Below are 18,085 nucleotides of genomic sequence, written 5' to 3' on the forward strand. Positions count from 1 at the left end.
CCTTGGCGTGATCGGGTTACTATACCGTGGCTTTTCCGATTGTCTGTGTCGGATATCTTTACTTACATGAGAACGCCCCATGCCCTCTTTGCCCTGGCACGCCATCGACACCGTCCTGCTGGACATGGACGGCACCTTGCTCGACCTGCATTTCGACAACCATTTCTGGATGGAGCACCTGCCCCAGCGCTACGCCGAGCTGCACGGCGTGAGCCGGGCCATGGCCGATATGGAATTGCAGCCACTGTTCGAGCGTAACGCGGGACAGTTGCAATGGTATTGCCTGGATTTCTGGAGCACGGAGCTGAATATTCCGGTGCGCGAACTCAAGTTGGAAACGGCCCACCTGATTGCCCTGCGCCCGGACGCGGATACCTTTCTGGCGGCGATCAAACAGGCCGGCAAGCGCGTGATTCTGATCACCAACGCGCATCGTGATTCGCTGTCTTTGAAGTTGGAACGCATTGAACTGGCGCCGTATTTCGAGCGGTTGATCAGCTCCCATGACTATGGTTTTCCCAAGGAAGACCCACAATTCTGGGCAGCCCTGCACGCCGACATCCACTTCGACCCGGCCCGCAGCCTGTTTATCGATGACACCTTGCCGATCCTGCGCAGCGCGCGCGATTTTGGCGTGGGGCATCTGCTGGCAGTGAAAGAACCGGACAGCAAGAAGGGGCCAAAGGACACGGCAGAGTTTGCGGCGGTGGGGGATTACCGGGATCTGATCGCCGGGCTCTAATCAAAAGTGGGAGCGGCCTTGTGTGGGCGCCGGGCTTGCCCGCGATATCGGCACCTCGGTTTATCAATGACACCGAGGTGATGCTATCGCAGGCAAGCCAGCTCCCACACAAACCCGCTCCCACCGTTGGGCCCGCGTATTACTCAGGAATGCGCAGTGTCTGCCCTGGGTAAATTTTGTTCACATCTTTGAGCAATGGCTTGTTGGCCTCAAAGATCTTGTTGTACTGGTTGGCGTTGCCGTACACCGCCAGGGAAATCGCGCTCAGCGTGTCGCCCTTTTTCACGACGACGAAACGGGCAGCTGTCACAGCCGGGCCGGTCACGGTGATCTGGTCTTCTACACTGCCAACACCTGCGATGTTGCCTGCAGCCAGGATGATTTTTTCTTTCTCTTCCTGAGTGGCAACTTCACCCTTCACGGTGACCTTGTCGCCATCAACGGTTGCAGTGATATTCGGGTTTCCGAGCCCGACATCGCTGATGTGCTTCTTCAACTCATCACTTGCGTTGGCGTTACCCGGCGTCAACAGGTCAATAAGCTTCTCGCCTGCTTCCTTAACAAAGCTAAAAATACTCATGGTGCGCTCTCCTTGGGTTTTTAAGTTCCAGATGCCCAAGACTAGACCAGTCCTGCTGTCTTGGGTTCCAGGCCGACCAAAGACCCAAACGCGCTAGAATCCCCCGCCATTGGAATAAGCCCGGAGCGAAGATGGACATCAAACAGTTGAAATTCCTCATCGCCCTCGACGAGACGCGCCACTTCGGCCAGGCGGCCGCGCGCTGCCATATCACCCAGCCGACCCTGTCGATGCGCTTGCGTAACCTGGAAGAAGAGCTGGACTTGCCGCTGGTCAATCGCGGCCAGCGCTTTGAAGGCTTTACCGCGCCGGGCGAACGCGTGCTGGCGTGGGCGCGTACGGTGCTGGCGGCCTATGACGGCCTGCAGGCCGAAGCGGCGGCCTGTCGCGGCAATCTGGTCGGCACCTTGCGCCTGGGTGTGGTGCCGTTGTCGAGCTTCGATCCCTTGGCCTTGATGCAGCAATTGCACAAAGAACATCCGAGCCTGCGCTTTGAACTGTCGGCATTGAGCTCCGAGCAAATCCTCGAACAGCTGGCGAGCAACCGTCTGGACCTCGGCGTGTCCTACCTGGAGCGCCTGGATAACGAGCGCTTCGACTCGCTGGCCTTGGGCGAAACCCGCATGGGCCTGCTCTACGACCAACGTTTTTTCAGCTTCGGCGACAAGCCGTTGAGCTGGGAAGCGCTGATCGAACTGCCGCTGGGCATGCTCACCAGCGGCATGCATTTCCGTCAGTCCATTGACCACAACTTCCACAGTCGCGGGCTCCACCCGCAACCGCTGCTGCAAACCGATGCGGTGCATCAGTTGTTACAAGCCGTGCACGGCGGCCTGTGCTGCGCGGTGATGCCATTGGACGGCGGCCTGGATGCACTGACTGAGCACCTGCGCCTGCAACCCATTGAAGACGCTCACACATTGGCTCGCCTGGGGCTGATCATGCGTCGCAGCGCACCGCGTTCGGCGTTGGCGGAAGCCTGTTTCGCGCTGTTTCAAAAATCGCAGCAAGAGCCTTGATCGACGCCATCTATCGATAGATCAGTACTGGCGATTAGACGCGACCCTTTGTCGCGCCTAGTCTAAACACTGATCAATCCGCCGGTGGTACTGCCACATGAACGCCAAGCGCCCAGTCTGCGCGGCCCCCGCCCTCGAAACGCCCGCGCCCGCCTCCAGCCAGAGCTACCAGTTTTGCAACCTCGAACACACAGAAGTCGCCAGCACAGCGTTGGCGGAAGAAGTGGCGTTGGCGATTGCCTATAACGACATCAGTCAGGCGGTCATGTTGGTGACGCCAACGGACCTGGAAGATTTCATCGTCGGCTTCAGCATCGGCAGCGGCATTATCGCCGACGTTAGCGACATATATGATTTGAAACTCAGCGGTTCGGGCTCCGCCCAGTACGCTCAGGTGCAAATTTCCAGCCGTGCCTTCTGGAACCTCAAGCAACAGCGCCGCCAATTGGCAGGCACCAGTGGCTGCGGTTTGTGCGGTGTCGAGGCGGTGGAGCAAGCCCTGCCAGACCTTCAAGTGCTGCCCGGCGCGCCCTTGCCACCCGCCGAATGGCTCGACGGCCTGCGCCAGCGCATCAGCGCGTTCCAGCCGTTGGGCCAGTACAGCGGCGCAGTGCATGCGGCGGTATTTATGAATAATCAGGGCGAATTGCTGATGGGCCGCGAAGACATCGGCCGGCATAACGCCTTGGATAAGCTGATCGGCGCCTTGATCCGCCAAAAGATTCCGACCGACGGCGGCCTGGCGATTGTCACCAGTCGCTGCAGCCTCGAATTAATCCAGAAAGTTCTGCGCGCAGGCATCCAGACCTTGGTCAGCCTGTCGTCGCCTACCGGCCTGGCCTTGCAATGGGCCCGCCGACACAACCTCAATCTCATCCACCTGCCGCAGAAAAGTGCGCCGCGGGTCTACAGCCCTGCGATGGAGAACCAGTCATGAGCCAGCACCACCAAGCCGACCAAACCCCGACTCCGCGCTACAAGCCCTACAAAGGCCCGGCTGGCGGCTGGGGCGCGCTGATCAGCGTGGCGCAGGCCTGGTTGACCAGCGACAACGCGCTGAAAAACCTGCGCATGATGCTCAAGACCAACCAGAACGGCGGTTTCGACTGCCCGGGCTGCGCCTGGGGCGACTCGCCGGAAAGCGGCATGGTCAAGTTCTGCGAAAACGGCGCCAAGGCGGTCAACTGGGAAGCCACCAAACGCCGCGTGGATGCCGCATTTTTTGCCAAGCACAGCGTCACCGCACTGCTGGAGCAAAGCGATTATTGGCTGGAATACCAGGGCCGCCTGACCGAGCCGATGCGCTATGACGCCGAAACTGATCGCTACACGCCGATCAGCTGGGAAGCGGCGTTCGACCTGGTCGGCAAGCACCTCAACGCACTGCCAAGCCCGGACATGGCCGAGTTCTACACCTCGGGCCGCGCCAGCAACGAAGCGGCGTACCTGTATCAGCTGTTCGTACGCGCTTACGGCACCAACAATTTCCCGGACTGCTCGAACATGTGCCACGAAGCCAGCGGCGTGGCCCTGGCGCAAAGCGTGGGGGTTGGCAAAGGCACGGTGACCTTTGACGACTTCGAACACGCCGATGCGATTTTCGTATGGGGCCAGAACCCCGGCACCAACCACCCGCGCATGCTCGAACCGTTGCGTGAGGCAGTTAAACGCGGCGCTCAGGTGGTGTGCATCAACCCGCTGAAAGAGCGCGGCCTGGAACGCTTCCAGCACCCGCAACACCCGCTGGAAATGCTCACCAACGGCGACAAGCCGACCAACACCGCCTACTTCCGCCCGGCACTGGGCGGCGACATGGCCATCCTGCGCGGCATGGCCAAGTTCCTGCTGCTGTGGGAGCGCCAGGCCCAGGCCGAAGGCAAAGAAGCCGTGTTCGATCACGACTTCCTCAACGAGCACACCACCAACGTGCTGGAGTACCTCGGCCAGATCGATGACACCTCGTGGGATGAGATCGTCGAGCAGTCCGGCCTGACCCTGGTGGAGATCGAGCAAGCGGCGCGCATGTACGCCAAAGGCAAGAACGTGATCATGTGCTGGGCGATGGGCATCACCCAGCATCGCCACTCGGTGCCGACCATCCAGGAAATCGCCAACCTGATGCTGCTGCGCGGCAACATCGGCCGCCCAGGCGCCGGCCTGTGCCCGGTGCGCGGCCACAGCAACGTGCAGGGCGACCGCACCATGGGCATCAACGAACGCCCACCCGTGGCATTCCTCGATTCCCTGGAACGGCGCTTCCAGTTCCAGGTGCCGCGCCACAATGGGCATAACGTCGTGGAAGCCATCCACGCGATGCTCGAAGGCCGCTCCAAAGTGTTTATCGGCCTGGGCGGTAACTTCGCCCAAGCCACGCCCGACAGCCCGCGCACCTTTGAAGCGCTGCGCAGCTGCGACCTGACCGTACAGATCAGCACCAAGCTCAACCGCAGCCATTTGATGCACGGTAAAGACGCGCTGATCCTGCCGTGCCTGGGCCGTACCGACATCGATATCCAGGCCGACGGCCCGCAAGCGGTCACGGTGGAAGACTCGTTCAGCATGGTTCACGGCTCCAATGGCCAACTGCAGCCACTGTCGAAGATGATGAAATCCGAGCCTGCGATTCTTGCCGGCATTGCTGCCGCAACCCTGGGCAGCAAACCGGTGGACTGGAACTGGCTGGTCGCCGACTACGGGCGCATCCGCGACCTGATCGCCGACACCATCCCAGGCTTCAAGGACTTCAACGAGCGCATCAAACACCCGGGCGGTTTCTACCTGGGCAACTCCGCCGGCGCACGCCGCTGGAATACGCCCTCGGGCCGCGCCAATTTCCGCCCGAACGTGCTGCCCAAAGACTTGATCCACGAACGCACCCACGCCACGGGCCGGGTGCCGGACCTGATCATGCAGTCGATGCGCTCTCACGATCAGTACAACACCACCATTTACGGCCTGGACGACCGCTACCGTGGCGTGAAAGGTCAGCGTGACGTGTTGTTCGTGAATGAAGCCGACATCATCCGCCTGGGCTTCAAGCCCGGGCAGAAAGCCGACATCGTTTCGCTGTGGGAAGATGGCCGTGAACGCCGAGTGAAGGGCTTTACGTTGCTGGCGTTTGATATTCCGGCGGGGCAGGCAGCCGCTTACTACCCGGAAGTGAACCCGCTGGTGCCGCTGGAGAGCACCGGTGATGGCAGCCATACGCCGACATCGAAGTTTGTGGCGATCCGTCTGGAAGCAGCGAGTGCGACCGGCTTGATCATGGCGCGTTCGGCCTGACCGAAACCCGTTGTGGCGAGCGGGCTTGCCCCGCGTTGGGCTGCGTAGCAGCCCCTGATCCAGGCACTGCGTTCTGACTGAAAGAATGCGGTGACATTATTAGGGGCCGCTTCGCAGCCCAACGCGGGGCAAGCCCGCTCGCCACAACAAGCCGTTCGCCACGACTACGAAAAATCCAACGCACAAAAAAGGCCGCTTTTGCATAAAAGCGGCCGTTCCGAAGTAGTTAAAGACTCGCAAAAACAACTTAAGTTCCCCATACAAAACAGCAACTTAGAGAATTGTATACAACCTGTGCCACTGGTCGGTTTTCGATTGTCAGCATCCCGATACAACCTCAGGATCGCGCCGTCATCCTCTTGAGGTCTCTCTATGAAGTTTTCCTCGATTCTCTTGTTGTCCCTTGGCCTGGTCAGTGGCGCAGCCATGGCCGGTGGCACCACCGAAGCCGGTGTGGGCGGCGCATTGGGCGGGGTTCTAGGTTCGGTTGTTGGCCAGCAGGTCGGCGGTAACACCGGTTCGGCCATCGGCGCGGCGCTGGGCGGCGCGGGCGGCAGTGCAGTCGGCGCTGACAAGCGCAGCCGTGGTGAAGCAGCCATTGGCGGCGCACTCGGCGCGGCAGGCGGCAACGTGGTGGGCCGCAGCATGGGCGGCAACACCGGCAGCCTGATCGGCGCAGCCGCAGGCGGCGGTGCGGGTGGCGCGCTGGGCAACTACATGGGCAACAAGAGCGATGACGACGACCGTCGCTATCGTGGGCGGGATAACCGTCGTTATGACCGTGATGACCATCGTGGCCGTGGCCATGCGTACGGGCATCGCAAGAACAAGCATCACTACCGTCACCGTTAAGCCAACGGTCCAAGGCACACGGAAACTCCTGTGGGAGCCGGGCTTGCCCGCGATAGCGTTGGGTCAGGAAGCACAACTAAACCTGAACCACCGCTATCGCAGGCAAGCCAGCTCCCACATTTGAGCTTCATTGGTCACAATGGCTGCGTCACACCACCAGTCGCTGCAACGCCTCGCGCAATCGCCCCGGAATCGTCACCGGCTGGTTCGACGCGCGGTCCACAAAGACGTGCACAAAGCGCCCCGCCGCACAGGCATCGTCTTCGCCTGACTTGAACACCGCCAACTCATACTGCACCGAGCTGTTACCCAACTTGCCCACGCGCAGGCCAATCTCTATGCGATCGGGAAACGCGATCGACGCAAAGTAATCGCACGCCGAACTCACCACAAACCCCACCACTTCACCGTCGTGAATATCCAACCCACCCTCTTCAATCAGGTAAGTATTCACCGCCGTGTCGAAGAAGCTGTAGTAGGTGACATTGTTCACGTGACCATACACATCGTTATCGTGCCAACGCGTGATGATCGGTTGGAAGTGACGGTAGTCAGCGCGTTGCGGCATCGAATCAGACATGTGCAGCTCTCATGAGTGGATTTACAGGTCGTTCAGATGGGCTTGGGCCCATTCACGCACCTCGGCGTAGGGATACGCCTCCAGCGCAGCGAAGCCCGGAATACCCCGCGCCTTCAACTTGGTAAACAGCGGCACGCTGATACCACCGAGGAATCGTGTCAATCGCTCCGCGCCCGGCAGTTGCCCGGTGTGCTCATGATGCCTGTGGATAAAATCACCGCACAGCGCCATGAAGTTTTTATCCACGAGCGCTGGCAAACTCGGCGGCGGCGGTAAATGCGCCACGTGGCCATGGCATACCGAGCAATGCCCGCAGCGCAGCGGCGCATTTTCATCGCCAAAGTAGTGGGCCAAACGCTGGCCCAGGCATTCTTCGGTGGCAAACAGATCGAGCATGGCATGGATCCGCGCCACCTCCTTCACCTCGTGCTGCTTGAAGCCTGTGTATAACTCTTCGCTCAACGCCTGTGGATCGAACTCGGTGTGCAGCAAGCTGTAAACCTCCGTCATCTGCTTGCTTTCCAGTTCGATCAGACCCTGCTCCTGGAAGTAATCCAGCGCTTTCACCACCCGGCTGCGCTCGGCATTGTGCTGCTGGTACAGCGCGTCGAAATCCACGGTCGCCCAGGTTCTGGCGCGACTGCATACCTGAATAATCGCCGCGACAAACTGCTGTCGCTCGCCGGAGAAACGCGCCAGCAAGGCCTCGGGTTCGATCAGGTACTTGAAGCGGTACTCGGCGTAAAAAGCATAACGCGGCGCAATCACGCCCTTGAGCTCCAACTGCACCAGCAGCGTTTTCAGTGGCAGCTCGCGGATGTTGCTGTGGTCCGACAGCGACCTCAACAAAAACTCCCACTGCCCCTCGCCGCGCGCCGCCTGCAACTCCTCCAGCACACGGAGAATGCCCGCCTGTTCCGGCGTGTCGCCGTACACAAAGTTTTCCAGCACATTGAGGCTGTCGCGGTTGGCCAGCACCAGGCAATCGGACGGCTGCCCGTCCCGCCCTGCACGGCCGATTTCCTGGCTGTAGTTCTCAATGGATTTAGGCAGGTCGAAGTGCACCACATTGCGGATGTCACTTTTATCGATGCCCATGCCGAATGCGATGGTGGCGACGATGCAATTGGAGCGCCCACCCATGAAACGCTGCTGGATACCCTCGCGTTTGTCGTGGGGCAAACCGGCGTGATAAGCCTCGGCCTGAATGCCGTTGCGGTTCAAATGTTCGGCGATCTGCTCAGCAGTTTTCTGCAAGGTGACGTAGACGATACTTGGCTGATTGGCCCGCTCGCTCATCCATTCGACCAGGCGCCGACGTTTGTCATGCCCGCTCACCGGCTCTACCAGCAGGTTGAGATTGGGCCGGTAGAAGCCTGTGGTGATGACATCGTCCGGCGCAATGGCGAACTTCGCCTGCATGTCGGCAATCACCTTGGGCGTGGCTGTAGCCGTCAGCAATAGCGCTTGTGGGATATTGAACTGACGCTGGTAGTCCGGCAGCTTTAAATAGTCCGGACGGAAGTTGTGGCCCCACTCGGAAATACAGTGCGCCTCGTCCACCACCAGCAACGAAATCTGCACGCTTTGCAGAAAGTTACGGAAGCGCTCGTTCTTCAAGCGCTCCACGGAGATCATCAGAATTTTCAGCTCACCCGAACGCGCGCGGGACATCACATCATTGGCGTCCTCGCGGCTCTGCGCCGAATCAATACTGCCGGCGCAAATGCCATGGCGTTGCAGGAAACCCAGCTGGTCCTGCATCAACGCCAGCAGGGGCGACACCACCAGCGTCAGGTGCGGCAATAGCACCGCCGACAGCTGATAACACAACGACTTGCCCGAACCGGTGGGGAAAATAGCAGCGGCCGAACGGCCGGCCAGTACGGCGCTGACCGCCTCTTCCTGGCCCGAACGAAACTGTGGATAACCAAAGACCTGTTGGAGGGTGTTGTGCATAAGCTGTCACTCCATTGACCGCTGAAACGAGCCCAAAACATAGACCAGCGCGCTCAGCGAATCGAGAAAGGTCACAAGGAAAAAAGAGACAGGATGATACACAGCCTGGAGGATGGCCTTGGGCCGAAGTGCGAGGTTTTACCCAACAGCTCGCTCCTCGTGCTGCGCGTAGGGACGATCCAGTTTGATGTGGTTTTATCCCGCCTACCCTTTGACGCATTGCGCTACAATCAACCCTTGCGACCCAGGAGTACGCTGCAATGAGCGAACCGACGTTTGAGCAAAAACAGGATCATTACCACAAGATCCGTCGTTCCAATTACTTGGCAAGCCTGCGCCTGGAAGGGTTCGACACCCAACCGGCCGATGTCGACAAACCCCTGCCGACCCGCGAAGCCGTCCTCGCCAAGTACCGCAAAACTCCGCACTGATGCTCGACAAATACGGGGTGGGCCAGGATCCGTACTGCTACCCCGATAGCGGTGTCCTGCGCAACCGCCTCGATTTGCGCGATGAAATACTCCTGCATCAAGCCGAGCGCGAACTATCCGAAATTGCTGTAGGCAGCCTCCCACTCTATCCTCCGCCTTACGGCCTCGAACGACTGCAACACATCCACCGCACCCTGTTCGGCGATATCTACGACTGGGCCGGGGAGCTGCGCAGCGTCAACATCCAGAAAGGCGATACCCTGTTCTGCACGCCGGAACGCATTCCGCCGGAAGCGGCGAAAATCATTCGGCATATGGAACAAGGCAATTGGTATGTAGGCGCGACCCAGGCTGAACTGGTGCCGCTGATTGCCGAGGCTTATGGCGACCTCAACGTCATCCACCCCTTTCGTGAAGGCAATGGCCGCGCGCAGCGGATTTTGTTCGAACAGATCATTGTGAATGCCGGTTTTTCAGTGAATTGGTGGCTGGTGAAACAAGCGGCGTGGATACCGGCGAACATTGATGCGGTGGCGTGTGATTATCGGGGGCTTGAGGCGATTTTTGAGCGGTGTATCAGCGTACCTCGCTAAACAGCCTCTTGCCTGTATTGCACCATCCCACCCCACCCACCTATAGTTCGCCCCTCGCTGCACAATCAGCGATCGGGTTTGGTCACCCGATACAGAGTTCACATACGCACCTTCAGATGTCGTAGGCACTCCTGTGCCCACACGCTTCATGGCGGCTGTGTTTGGGACGCCTTCGGGCGTGCCGGGTGAATCTCTGCCGGTTGACCAACCTGGACACAGTCCGCCACCCATCGCTTGGTCACGATGATGGCGGTCCTCTAACTACACAGAGATTCAAATAAATGAACGCTATAAATCCGTCCGAAAATCGCTATCGCCTTCTGCGCACCAATTTCACCAACACCCACCCTCTCGTCATCGACACTGAAGCCACCGCCGAAGACATCCAGTCCGCCGCACACCAGCGCATCCGCGCTGCCACCGACTTACTGGAAACCTTCACCTGCCTTACCTACGAACACGCCGACCTCAAAGACATCTCCCACATCATCAATGCTCTTTACCTGCTGATGCAGGATGGCTGTGATCTGCTGGAAGCATCGCAACATGTGCAACTGCAACCGACGGTCGATGAGCAACCACACCCAAGCCAGCCACTGAGCTAAACCCTGTAGGAGCTGGCTTGTCGAATCGTGGCACCGCGGCGATAGCGGTAAATCAGGCTATATTTCAGCGCCTGCCCCCCCATAGCGGCCAAGCCCAGCTCCCACATTTGATAGATGTAGCTGAAAAAAACACTGTCAAACCGTAAATGCCGGAAACCTCTGTGAGAAACAGGCAAACACCGCGTAGCCCTATTCCCAAACTACTTAAAACACCTGCTAACCCCTCTACATAACGCCCCTTCCCATGACCGAAACTAGCGCCTTCTCAACTGTCCAGGCGAAAACCCGTGAACATCGAAAGGACTCAACACATCAGCCACTATGGCGTCACCTTCATAGTGATTCGCTTCACTGTTGTGCCTGAAAGTCGGCATGCCTTGGCTAACCTGTGCCTGCTTGAAGCAAAAACAGCTGCGCGACAAGTGCGCGATCAGATACGCAGCTTGTATGAGAAAATGTTGGCCCGAGATTTACCCTGCGAGATAGCAGTCGCGATTTCCCAGCCGCTGAGACGGAGCCAGGCCGACCGGTTAAACGATCAAAACGTGTTCATCAAACAAATAATTTCCGGTGCGATTAAAGCCCCGGGGATAGCTATATCAACGGTAACGGCTGGCTTAGTTGGCGATACGATTTCCGGAAAGCTTCGCAGGTATCACGCAGGTGACATCATCATCGGATTGGACGCAAATGTGAGAGGAGGAATCGGGCCTCAGCGGTCAACACTCTCAATGCATGTCTACTCAGACGAGTCTTGATCACATGGACCTTTACCTTCAATCCGCGATTTTTCTCCTTATCTATATGGTGGTGCATTACCAGATCACCGACCCCACGCTTAGAAAGCGCTTCGCCATCACCTGTCTCACCACAGGTCTCACTTTGACGTTCCTGCTACCCTACATAGCGGTGATCCTCAGAATGCCATTCCTACCGGTCTTCATATTCTTGTTAGGGTTGCTACTCTTCATCACCCGAAACAAATTCCGCCGACAACGCAACCATCCCCCTCACCCACTTCTGCGTGCTCCCACCATGAACCTCGCCCCCAACTTCCCCGAAGACCCCGTCATGCAGCAGCTCCTGCAATTGCTGCACGAAGAAATCGGCCTGCCGAAGCACAAGACCCTTCGCCTTGAAACCTCGCTCAACTTCGACCTTGGCTGCGACCGCGCCGAGGCCAAGCAATTCATGGAAGCGCTGGAGCAGGATTTTGCAGTCGATCTGGGCGACTACGATGCCTACCGTTACTTCCAACCGCCGGTGTTCGATGTGTTCCTCAAACGCCGCGCCAAAGGCCGAGGCGATAAAGTGCCGCTGACCATTGGCATGCTCTACCTGGCCATCAAGACCCATAGCTGGGACACCCAGACTCTGGAAAACCTCAGTTGATCTGAACAACACTGAGGCTCACATGTGGGAGCGGGCTTGCTCGCGAAGGCGGTGTGTCAGGCAGAGTATTTCTCACTGATCCACCGCATTCGCGAGCAAGCCCGCTCCCACATTGGCGATGCGCTAACCTGGCAAATTGCCTACATACCAAGGACCGTACATGGACGTATTAATGGGCCTGCTGGCCGCCCTGCTCTGGGGTGGCACGGACTTTCTTGTGGGTCTCAACGCCCGGGCGGTCGGCGTTAAACGCGCGGTGTACTTCGGCCAAGCCCTCGGTTTCCTGATCATGACCTTGCTGCTGGTCATCTTCCCGGCCTACCTGTTCAAATCCCTGAATGCCCCGTTGAGCGTCTGGCTCCTGGGCATCGCGGCCGCGCTGCTCACCGTCTCGGGCGCCCTCGCGCTGTCCAAGGCTTTCGCCTTGGGCAAAGCGGCCATCGTCGCGCCGCTGGTGACGTCGTACGGCGTGGTCACGACGCTGCTGTCCTGGGCCAGCGGCGAACACATCAGCCTGGTCCAACTGGGCTGCATCGGCGTGTGCGTGGTGGGCGTGATCCTGTCCAGCATCCACAAGGACAACGGCGTCCCGCACAACCACCCACGCCTGTCCATTGCCTACGCCATGCTCGCCGCCTTGCTGTACGGCAGCAGCTTCTGGCTGCAAGGTCGCTACACGCTGCCGGCACTGGGACCGATCACCATGTTGTGGCTGGGTTACCTGGTAGGCCTGTGCGTGTTGGTGGTGATGGTGCTGAAGATCAAAGATGGCCTGAAGATTCCACCGCTGAAAAACTGCGCGACATTGACCGGTGCGAGCTTGATGAACCTCGGGGGTTTCTCGGCATTTTCGTGGGGGGCGATGGCGGGGTCGGGTGGGATTGCGGCGGTGCTGGGATTTGTGTTTTTCAAGGAACGGTTGTCGGCGGTGCAAGTGTTGGGCGTTGCATTAGTGCTGGCCGGCGCAGTGGTTTTGCACATCGCCAACTAACCTTTCGCGCATAAAAAAGCCGCCCACTAGGGGCGGCTTTTTAACAGCTTGAACCTTACAACTTCGGCCCGGCCGCCTTGATCGCATCGCTCACTTCAAACTTCTTGAAGTTCTCGATGAACAGACCCGCCAGCGCTTTCGCCGCTTCGTCGTAGGCAGCCTTGTCAGCCCAGGTGTTACGTGGGTTCAACAGGCCAGTCTCAACGCCCGGTACGGCCAATGGCACGTCAAGGTTGATGGTGTCCAGGTGTTCGGTCTCAGCGCCGATCAACGCGCCGCTCTGGATCGCTGCGATCACGCCGCGAGTGGTCGGGATGTTGAAGCGTTTGCCGACGCCGTAGCCGCCGCCGGTCCAGCCGGTGTTGACCAGATAGACCTTGGAGCCAAAGCCGCGCACGCGCTTGATCAGCAGCTCTGCGTATTCGCCGGCCGGGCGCGGGAAGAACGGCGCGCCGAAGCAGGTGGAGAAGGTCGACTTGATGCCGCTGCCCGAACCCATTTCGGTCGAGCCCACCAGCGCGGTGTAGCCGGACAGGAAGTGGTAGGCCGCTTGTTCTTCGCTGAGGATCGACACGGGCGGCAGTACGCCGGTCAGGTCGCAGGTCAGGAAGATCACCGCGTTTGGCTCACCGCCCAGGTTCTTCTCGGAACGCTTGGCAACGTGCTCCAGTGGGTAGGCGGCACGGCTGTTCTGGGTCAGGCTGACGTTGGTGTAGTCGGCGTGCTTGGCATCGTCGATCACCACGTTTTCGAGCACGGTGCCGTGCTTGATGGCTTTCCAGATAACCGGCTCGTTCTTCTCGGAGAGGTCGATGCACTTGGCATAGCAACCGCCTTCGATGTTGAACACCACGCCTTCGCCCCAGCCATGTTCGTCGTCACCGATCAGGTAACGGCTTTCGTCGGCGGACAGGGTGGTTTTACCGGTGCCCGACAGACCGAAGAACAGGGTCACGTCGCCTTCTTCGCCGATGTTGGCGGCGCAGTGCATAGGCAGCACGTCAGCAGCCGGCAGCAGGAAGTTCTGCACCGAGAACATGGCTTTTTTCATTTCACCAGCGTAACGCATGCCGGCGATCAGGACTTTTTTCTGGGCGAAGTTGAGGATCACGCAACCGTCGGAGTTAGTACCGTCACGCTCTGGCACACATTCGAAATTGGCCACGTTAAGCACTTGCCACTCATCACGGCCGGCAGGGTTGTACTGAGCCGGGTTGATGAACAGGCAACGACCGAACAGGTTCTGCCAGGCAGTCTGGGTGGTCATTTTCACGGGCAGGTAGTGGTCTTCTGCAGCCCCTACGTGAACGTGGGAAACGAAATGCTCTTGCGCGTTGTTGAACGCCTCGACGCGAGCCCACAGCGCATCGAACTTGTCGGCTGGGAACTTGCGGTTGATCGGGCCCCAGGCGATGGCGTCCTGGGTGGTAGGCTCTTCAACGATGAAGCGGTCGACCGGAGAACGGCCGGTACGGTGACCGGTTTCTACGACCAGCGCGCCGGTATCGGCAAGCACGCCTTCACCGCGCTGCAGGGCTTCTTTGACCAGATCGTCAACACTCAGATCGGTGTATACGGCGTTATTGGCTTGCGTCATGAGGTTCCCCGTCGGCCTATGGCCGAGTGCTCCAAACGTTTTGTAGTAGAAAGTTGCGCACTACTACCGCGAAAAAAGTGGGCCGGATTATGCCAGAAAAGCCCAAAAAGAGTAGGGCCCTCCCGTCAGAACTGCGCTAATCCGGCATTTGTCAGGTGATTTACCTGTGCTTAAACGTTTTAGTGGCGGGTGTCGGAAGGGGTGTCGATGCCTGCGCCGGCGAATAATTGGGCTACATCGGCGGCATCGAACAGGTAACGCTGATTGCAGAACTGGCAGTCGATCTCGATATTGCCACCGTGTTCCACCACCAGATTCTGCGCATCTTCCAGGCCCAGGCTGACTAAGGCATTCGCCGAACGCTCGCGCGAGCAGCTGCAACGGAAGCGCAGGCCCTGTTGGTCGAACAGGCGCACAGCCTCTTCGTGGTACAGGCGATGCAGAATGGTTTCGTTGTCCAGGCCCAGCAGCTCTTCAGCGGTCAGAGTGCCAGCCAGGGCGGTCAGCTTGCGCCAGCTGTCGGTGCGCTCATCGTCGTCCTTGATGCGGTCGGCCGGCAGTTGTTGCAGCAGCAGGCCACGGGCGCGCTTGCCGTCGGCATTCAGCCAGAACTTGGTACCCACCTGCTGAGACATCACGAAATAGTTGGTGAAGCAGTCCGACAGGGTTTCGCCGTCGAGATCGACGATGCCCTGGTAGCGCTGGCCTTCCGTCGGGTCGACGGTGATTGCCAGTACGCCGTTGGCCATCAGGTCAGACAGCGTGGCGTCCGGCGCGATCAGGTCGGCGTCGTAACGGGCCAGGCCACGAATTTCGCGCTCGCTGGAGCACTCGATCATCAGCATCGGCACCGGGCCTTCGGAACGCGCCTGCAAAATCAGCAAACCGTCGAACTTCATGGTGCCCACCAGTAGCGATGCCGCCGCCATCAACTCACCAAGCAGCTGCGCAACCGGCTCCGGATAGGGATGCTTGGCGAGGACTTCGGCATAGCTGCGCTCCAGCGAGACCAGTTCGCCGCGGGCGTCGTTCTCGTCGAAGATGAAGCGTTGGGTGAAGTCGGTATCCGGTAGATCAGTCATAGGTCTGGGTATCTGAATTGATGACAAAATGATTACAAGGTTTATAAAATTAAACGCTTTAGCACCATCTTGGTGCGGCTTTCTCCTGGAAACGGAGAGCTAAATAGAGCGAAGAGGAACAGTTTATGAACAATCCGGGTTTGTTCCAAGCCAAGTGGAACCTCCGGCGATGGGCACTGTGCAATCTACTCGCTATCGGACTGCTGTGTTTTTGGCTGTGGCCCACGGGCCAGATGCTGTGTGTAATTTTCGACGAATGGCTGTTTCACCTGCTCAATGACCCGCTGGCGAGTCATTCGAGCTGGCTGCATGTGTGGGCCGTGACCAGTCTGCGACCATTTGACGCGGTGGTCGGCGTGATTTTGCTGACGTTGCTGATTCGCGGAGATTGGGTGTTCAAGGCGATTGAAGTGCGCCAGGCATTTTTCGGCTTTTTCGGGATTCTGCTGCTGTTGCTGTTCATCCGCATGCTGTTTTCCAAACTCGCGGCGCAGATGGGCTGGCAGCACAGCAGCCCGTCGATGGTGATCAGCGGGGCGATTCATATGAGTGACTACTTCCCTGGTCTGGAAAAAACCTGGGAGTTGAAGGACCGTTCGAGCCAGAGCTTCCCCGGCGATCACGCGTCGGTATTGCTGATCTGGGGCATGTTCATGACGGTGTTTGCCAAGCGCATCGGCCAGGTGCTGGTGATTTGGGGCTTGGCGCTGTTGTTCATGATGCCGCGACTGGTGGCCGGCGCGCACTGGGGGCAAGACGATTATATCGGCGGGGTATTGCTGGCCCTGTTGGCGCTGGGATGGGGGTATTACACGCCGTTTGCGGCGAAGGTGTCGAATGGGTTGCTGCGACTGACGGCGCCGATCTTCGGTTTGCTCGGTAAGCTGCCGGTGATCGGGCGATTGAGCGTCATACGCACTGCCGCCTGACGAAGCAGATTCATGTAGGAGCTGGCTTGCCTGGGATAGCGGTGGGTCAGTGACGGAAAGACTGGCTGGCCTGACGCTATCGCAGGCAAGCCAGCTCCCACATTTGATCTCCATTGACCTGGAGATGTGCGCTGTCAATCATCATTACCACTGCCGCGAAACTTGAACAAATCGCGACGCTGCTTCTTGCTCGGCTTGCCATCGGTCGTCATACCGGTAGCCCCGGCCTTGCGCATGGCGGCCGCATTTTCGCGTTTGGCGATACTGGCCTCGGTTTCGGTGTACAACGCCTGCGCTTCGGGCGCGCCGCGGCGCACAACGGACAAGGCTTGCACCACGACGGTTTTCTCATCAAACCCTGCCCGAATCTGCAGCTCATCACCGACGCGCGGCTCCTTGCCCGGCTTGCAGCGTTCACCGCGATGGTGCACTTTGCCGCTTTCGATAGCGGCTTTGGCCAGGGCACGGGTTTTAAAGAAGCGCGCTGCCCACAGCCACTTGTCCAAACGGACTTTTTCTTCCTCTTCCTGCTTTTGAGCCACTTGAATTCCTCGCTCTGAAAAATGTCGCAACTTTACCGTTGAAGCCCTTCGACGCATAAACCCCAACGCTCACCTAAGATACGCCAGGCACCACCCTGTTTTTGCGAGGATACGCCGTGACCGACTTCCCCATTTCACTCACCTCGCCAAACCAGCGTTGCGTGGGTTGCCAGCAAAGCGAACCCCTGGGTTTCGATTTCGCGTTCGCCTATCAGCCTATCGTAGATCTTCGAGACCATTCGATCTTCGCCCACGAAGCGTTGGTGCGAGGCCCGCAAGGCGAAGGCGCGCTGTCGGTGCTGGGCCAGGTCAACGCAAGCAACCGTTACCGCTTTGACCAGCGGTGTCGTACCCAAGCGATTGCCGGGGCCGCTGCCTTGGGTATGCAAACCCATCTTTCGATCAATTTCATGCCCAATGCCGTGTACCGGCCCGAGCTGTGTATTCGCAGCACCCTGGAGGCGGCCCGCGCGCACAACTTTCCGCTGAACCAGCTGATTTTTGAAACGCTGGAAAGCGAGCACGTAGATAACTATCGCCATTTGACCAATATTCTGCGTGAATACCGCGAATTCGGCTTCAAGACCGCCATCGACGATTTCGGTGCGGGCTATTCGGGGCTGAACCTGCTGGCCGATTTCCAACCTGACCTGATCAAACTCGACATGGCGCTGATTCGCGATGTCGACAAGGATCGTGTCCGTCAGGTAATCGTCCAGGGGATTGTCACAATCTGTGAGCAGTTGGGCGTTACTGTCATTGCCGAAGGCATCGAAAGTGCCGGCGAGCGCGACTTCCTGTCCGACTGCGGAATATTTCTGATGCAGGGTTACTGGTTCGCCAAGCCTGCATTCAAAGCCCTGGCCGAGGTTTCACCACAGGCCTGGGCGAACTGATCGGTTACCCATA

General features: G+C 58.9%; 19 protein-coding genes. 13 read left to right on the forward strand and 6 right to left on the reverse strand.

The annotated features are described in order from the left end of the window. Positions 1-79: 79 nt before the first annotated feature. The gene (gene yrfG / locus NTD89_RS13145; RefSeq protein WP_262208093.1) at positions 80-742 is read left to right on the forward strand and encodes a GMP/IMP nucleotidase; all 663 of its coding nucleotides are present in this window, start codon (positions 80-82) and stop codon (positions 740-742) included. Between the two features lie 139 nt (positions 743-881). On the opposite strand, the gene lysM is transcribed toward yrfG, so the two are convergent. After that, positions 882-1,322: a peptidoglycan-binding protein LysM gene (gene lysM, locus NTD89_RS13150; RefSeq protein WP_242198684.1), complete on the reverse strand. Its 441-nt coding sequence runs from the start codon at positions 1,320-1,322 to the stop codon at positions 882-884. A gap of 131 nt (positions 1,323-1,453) precedes the next feature. Here lysM and NTD89_RS13155 point away from each other — a divergent pair, with 131 nt between their 5' ends. The 4 genes from NTD89_RS13155 to NTD89_RS13170 all read left to right on the forward strand — a co-directional run bounded on the left by NTD89_RS13155 (position 1,454) and on the right by NTD89_RS13170 (position 6,475). Continuing rightward, positions 1,454-2,341: a LysR family transcriptional regulator gene (locus NTD89_RS13155; protein WP_145159824.1), complete on the forward strand. Its 888-nt coding sequence runs from the start codon at positions 1,454-1,456 to the stop codon at positions 2,339-2,341. A gap of 97 nt (positions 2,342-2,438) precedes the next feature. Continuing rightward, the gene (gene fdhD / locus NTD89_RS13160) at positions 2,439-3,278 is read left to right on the forward strand and encodes a formate dehydrogenase accessory sulfurtransferase FdhD (protein WP_119738173.1); all 840 of its coding nucleotides are present in this window, start codon (positions 2,439-2,441) and stop codon (positions 3,276-3,278) included. Beyond that, positions 3,275-5,623, forward strand: coding sequence for an FdhF/YdeP family oxidoreductase (locus tag NTD89_RS13165; protein ID WP_262208097.1), 2,349 nt, complete (start codon positions 3,275-3,277; stop codon positions 5,621-5,623). The genes fdhD and NTD89_RS13165 overlap by 4 nt, the downstream gene beginning before the upstream one ends. A 372-nt stretch (positions 5,624-5,995) precedes the next feature. Then, a complete protein-coding gene (locus tag NTD89_RS13170; RefSeq protein WP_145159820.1) occupies positions 5,996-6,475 on the forward strand; it encodes a glycine zipper domain-containing protein in 480 nt (159 codons plus the stop codon). A gap of 148 nt (positions 6,476-6,623) precedes the next feature. Here NTD89_RS13170 and NTD89_RS13175 read toward each other — a convergent pair whose 3' ends face one another. After that, the gene (locus tag NTD89_RS13175) at positions 6,624-7,055 is read right to left on the reverse strand and encodes an acyl-CoA thioesterase (protein ID WP_262208100.1); all 432 of its coding nucleotides are present in this window, start codon (positions 7,053-7,055) and stop codon (positions 6,624-6,626) included. Positions 7,056-7,076: 21 nt separating this feature from the next. After that, complete coding sequence (locus NTD89_RS13180) at positions 7,077-9,014, reverse strand: ATP-dependent DNA helicase RecQ (RefSeq protein ID WP_262208116.1); 1,938 nt, start codon at positions 9,012-9,014, stop codon at positions 7,077-7,079. Positions 9,015-9,274: 260 nt separating this feature from the next. Between NTD89_RS13180 and NTD89_RS13185 the strand changes: the two genes are divergently transcribed. The 6 genes from NTD89_RS13185 to NTD89_RS13210 all read left to right on the forward strand — a co-directional run bounded on the left by NTD89_RS13185 (position 9,275) and on the right by NTD89_RS13210 (position 13,026). Next, positions 9,275-9,445 (forward strand): YhfG family protein, encoded by a 171-nt coding sequence (locus tag NTD89_RS13185; RefSeq protein ID WP_096236773.1) that lies wholly within the window; start codon positions 9,275-9,277, stop codon positions 9,443-9,445. Then, the gene (locus NTD89_RS13190) at positions 9,445-10,038 is read left to right on the forward strand and encodes a putative adenosine monophosphate-protein transferase Fic (protein ID WP_145159814.1); all 594 of its coding nucleotides are present in this window, start codon (positions 9,445-9,447) and stop codon (positions 10,036-10,038) included. Before NTD89_RS13185 ends, NTD89_RS13190 begins: the two co-directional genes overlap by 1 nt. Positions 10,039-10,319: 281 nt before the next feature. After that, the gene (locus NTD89_RS13195; RefSeq protein ID WP_262208118.1) at positions 10,320-10,643 is read left to right on the forward strand and encodes a hypothetical protein; all 324 of its coding nucleotides are present in this window, start codon (positions 10,320-10,322) and stop codon (positions 10,641-10,643) included. A gap of 287 nt (positions 10,644-10,930) precedes the next feature. Next, a complete protein-coding gene (locus NTD89_RS13200; RefSeq protein ID WP_262208120.1) occupies positions 10,931-11,401 on the forward strand; it encodes a hypothetical protein in 471 nt (156 codons plus the stop codon). Positions 11,402-11,678: 277 nt separating this feature from the next. Beyond that, positions 11,679-12,035, forward strand: coding sequence for a DUF1493 family protein (locus tag NTD89_RS13205; protein ID WP_145159808.1), 357 nt, complete (start codon positions 11,679-11,681; stop codon positions 12,033-12,035). A 160-nt stretch (positions 12,036-12,195) separates the two neighbouring features. Then, positions 12,196-13,026, forward strand: coding sequence for a DMT family transporter (locus NTD89_RS13210; protein WP_262208123.1), 831 nt, complete (start codon positions 12,196-12,198; stop codon positions 13,024-13,026). 55 nt (positions 13,027-13,081) lie between these two features. Here NTD89_RS13210 and NTD89_RS13215 read toward each other — a convergent pair whose 3' ends face one another. Both NTD89_RS13215 and hslO read right to left on the reverse strand, forming a co-directional pair. Beyond that, complete coding sequence (locus NTD89_RS13215) at positions 13,082-14,623, reverse strand: phosphoenolpyruvate carboxykinase (protein ID WP_145159806.1); 1,542 nt, start codon at positions 14,621-14,623, stop codon at positions 13,082-13,084. Positions 14,624-14,802: 179 nt separating this feature from the next. After that, positions 14,803-15,705 carry an Hsp33 family molecular chaperone HslO gene (gene hslO, locus NTD89_RS13220; protein ID WP_145159804.1) on the reverse strand — a complete coding sequence of 301 codons (903 nt, stop codon included), beginning with the start codon at positions 15,703-15,705 and terminating at the stop codon, positions 14,803-14,805. Positions 15,706-15,830: 125 nt separating this feature from the next. On the opposite strand from hslO, the gene NTD89_RS13225 reads away from it, so the two are divergent. After that, positions 15,831-16,634, forward strand: a complete 804-nt coding sequence (locus NTD89_RS13225; protein ID WP_262208125.1) for a phosphatase PAP2 family protein — start codon at positions 15,831-15,833, stop codon at positions 16,632-16,634. A 134-nt stretch (positions 16,635-16,768) separates the two neighbouring features. Here the strand turns inward: NTD89_RS13225 and NTD89_RS13230 are convergent, their stop codons facing one another. Next, a complete protein-coding gene (locus NTD89_RS13230) occupies positions 16,769-17,176 on the reverse strand; it encodes an RNA-binding S4 domain-containing protein (protein WP_053255749.1) in 408 nt (135 codons plus the stop codon). Between the two features lie 116 nt (positions 17,177-17,292). Here NTD89_RS13230 and NTD89_RS13235 point away from each other — a divergent pair, with 116 nt between their 5' ends. Next, the gene (locus NTD89_RS13235) at positions 17,293-18,072 is read left to right on the forward strand and encodes an EAL domain-containing protein (RefSeq protein WP_262208127.1); all 780 of its coding nucleotides are present in this window, start codon (positions 17,293-17,295) and stop codon (positions 18,070-18,072) included. The last annotated feature ends 13 nt before the right edge of the window (positions 18,073-18,085 follow it).

The organism is Pseudomonas sp. 14P_5.3_Bac1 (assembly GCF_025466135.1).
Taxonomy (GTDB): Bacteria; Pseudomonadota; Gammaproteobacteria; order Pseudomonadales; family Pseudomonadaceae; genus Aquipseudomonas.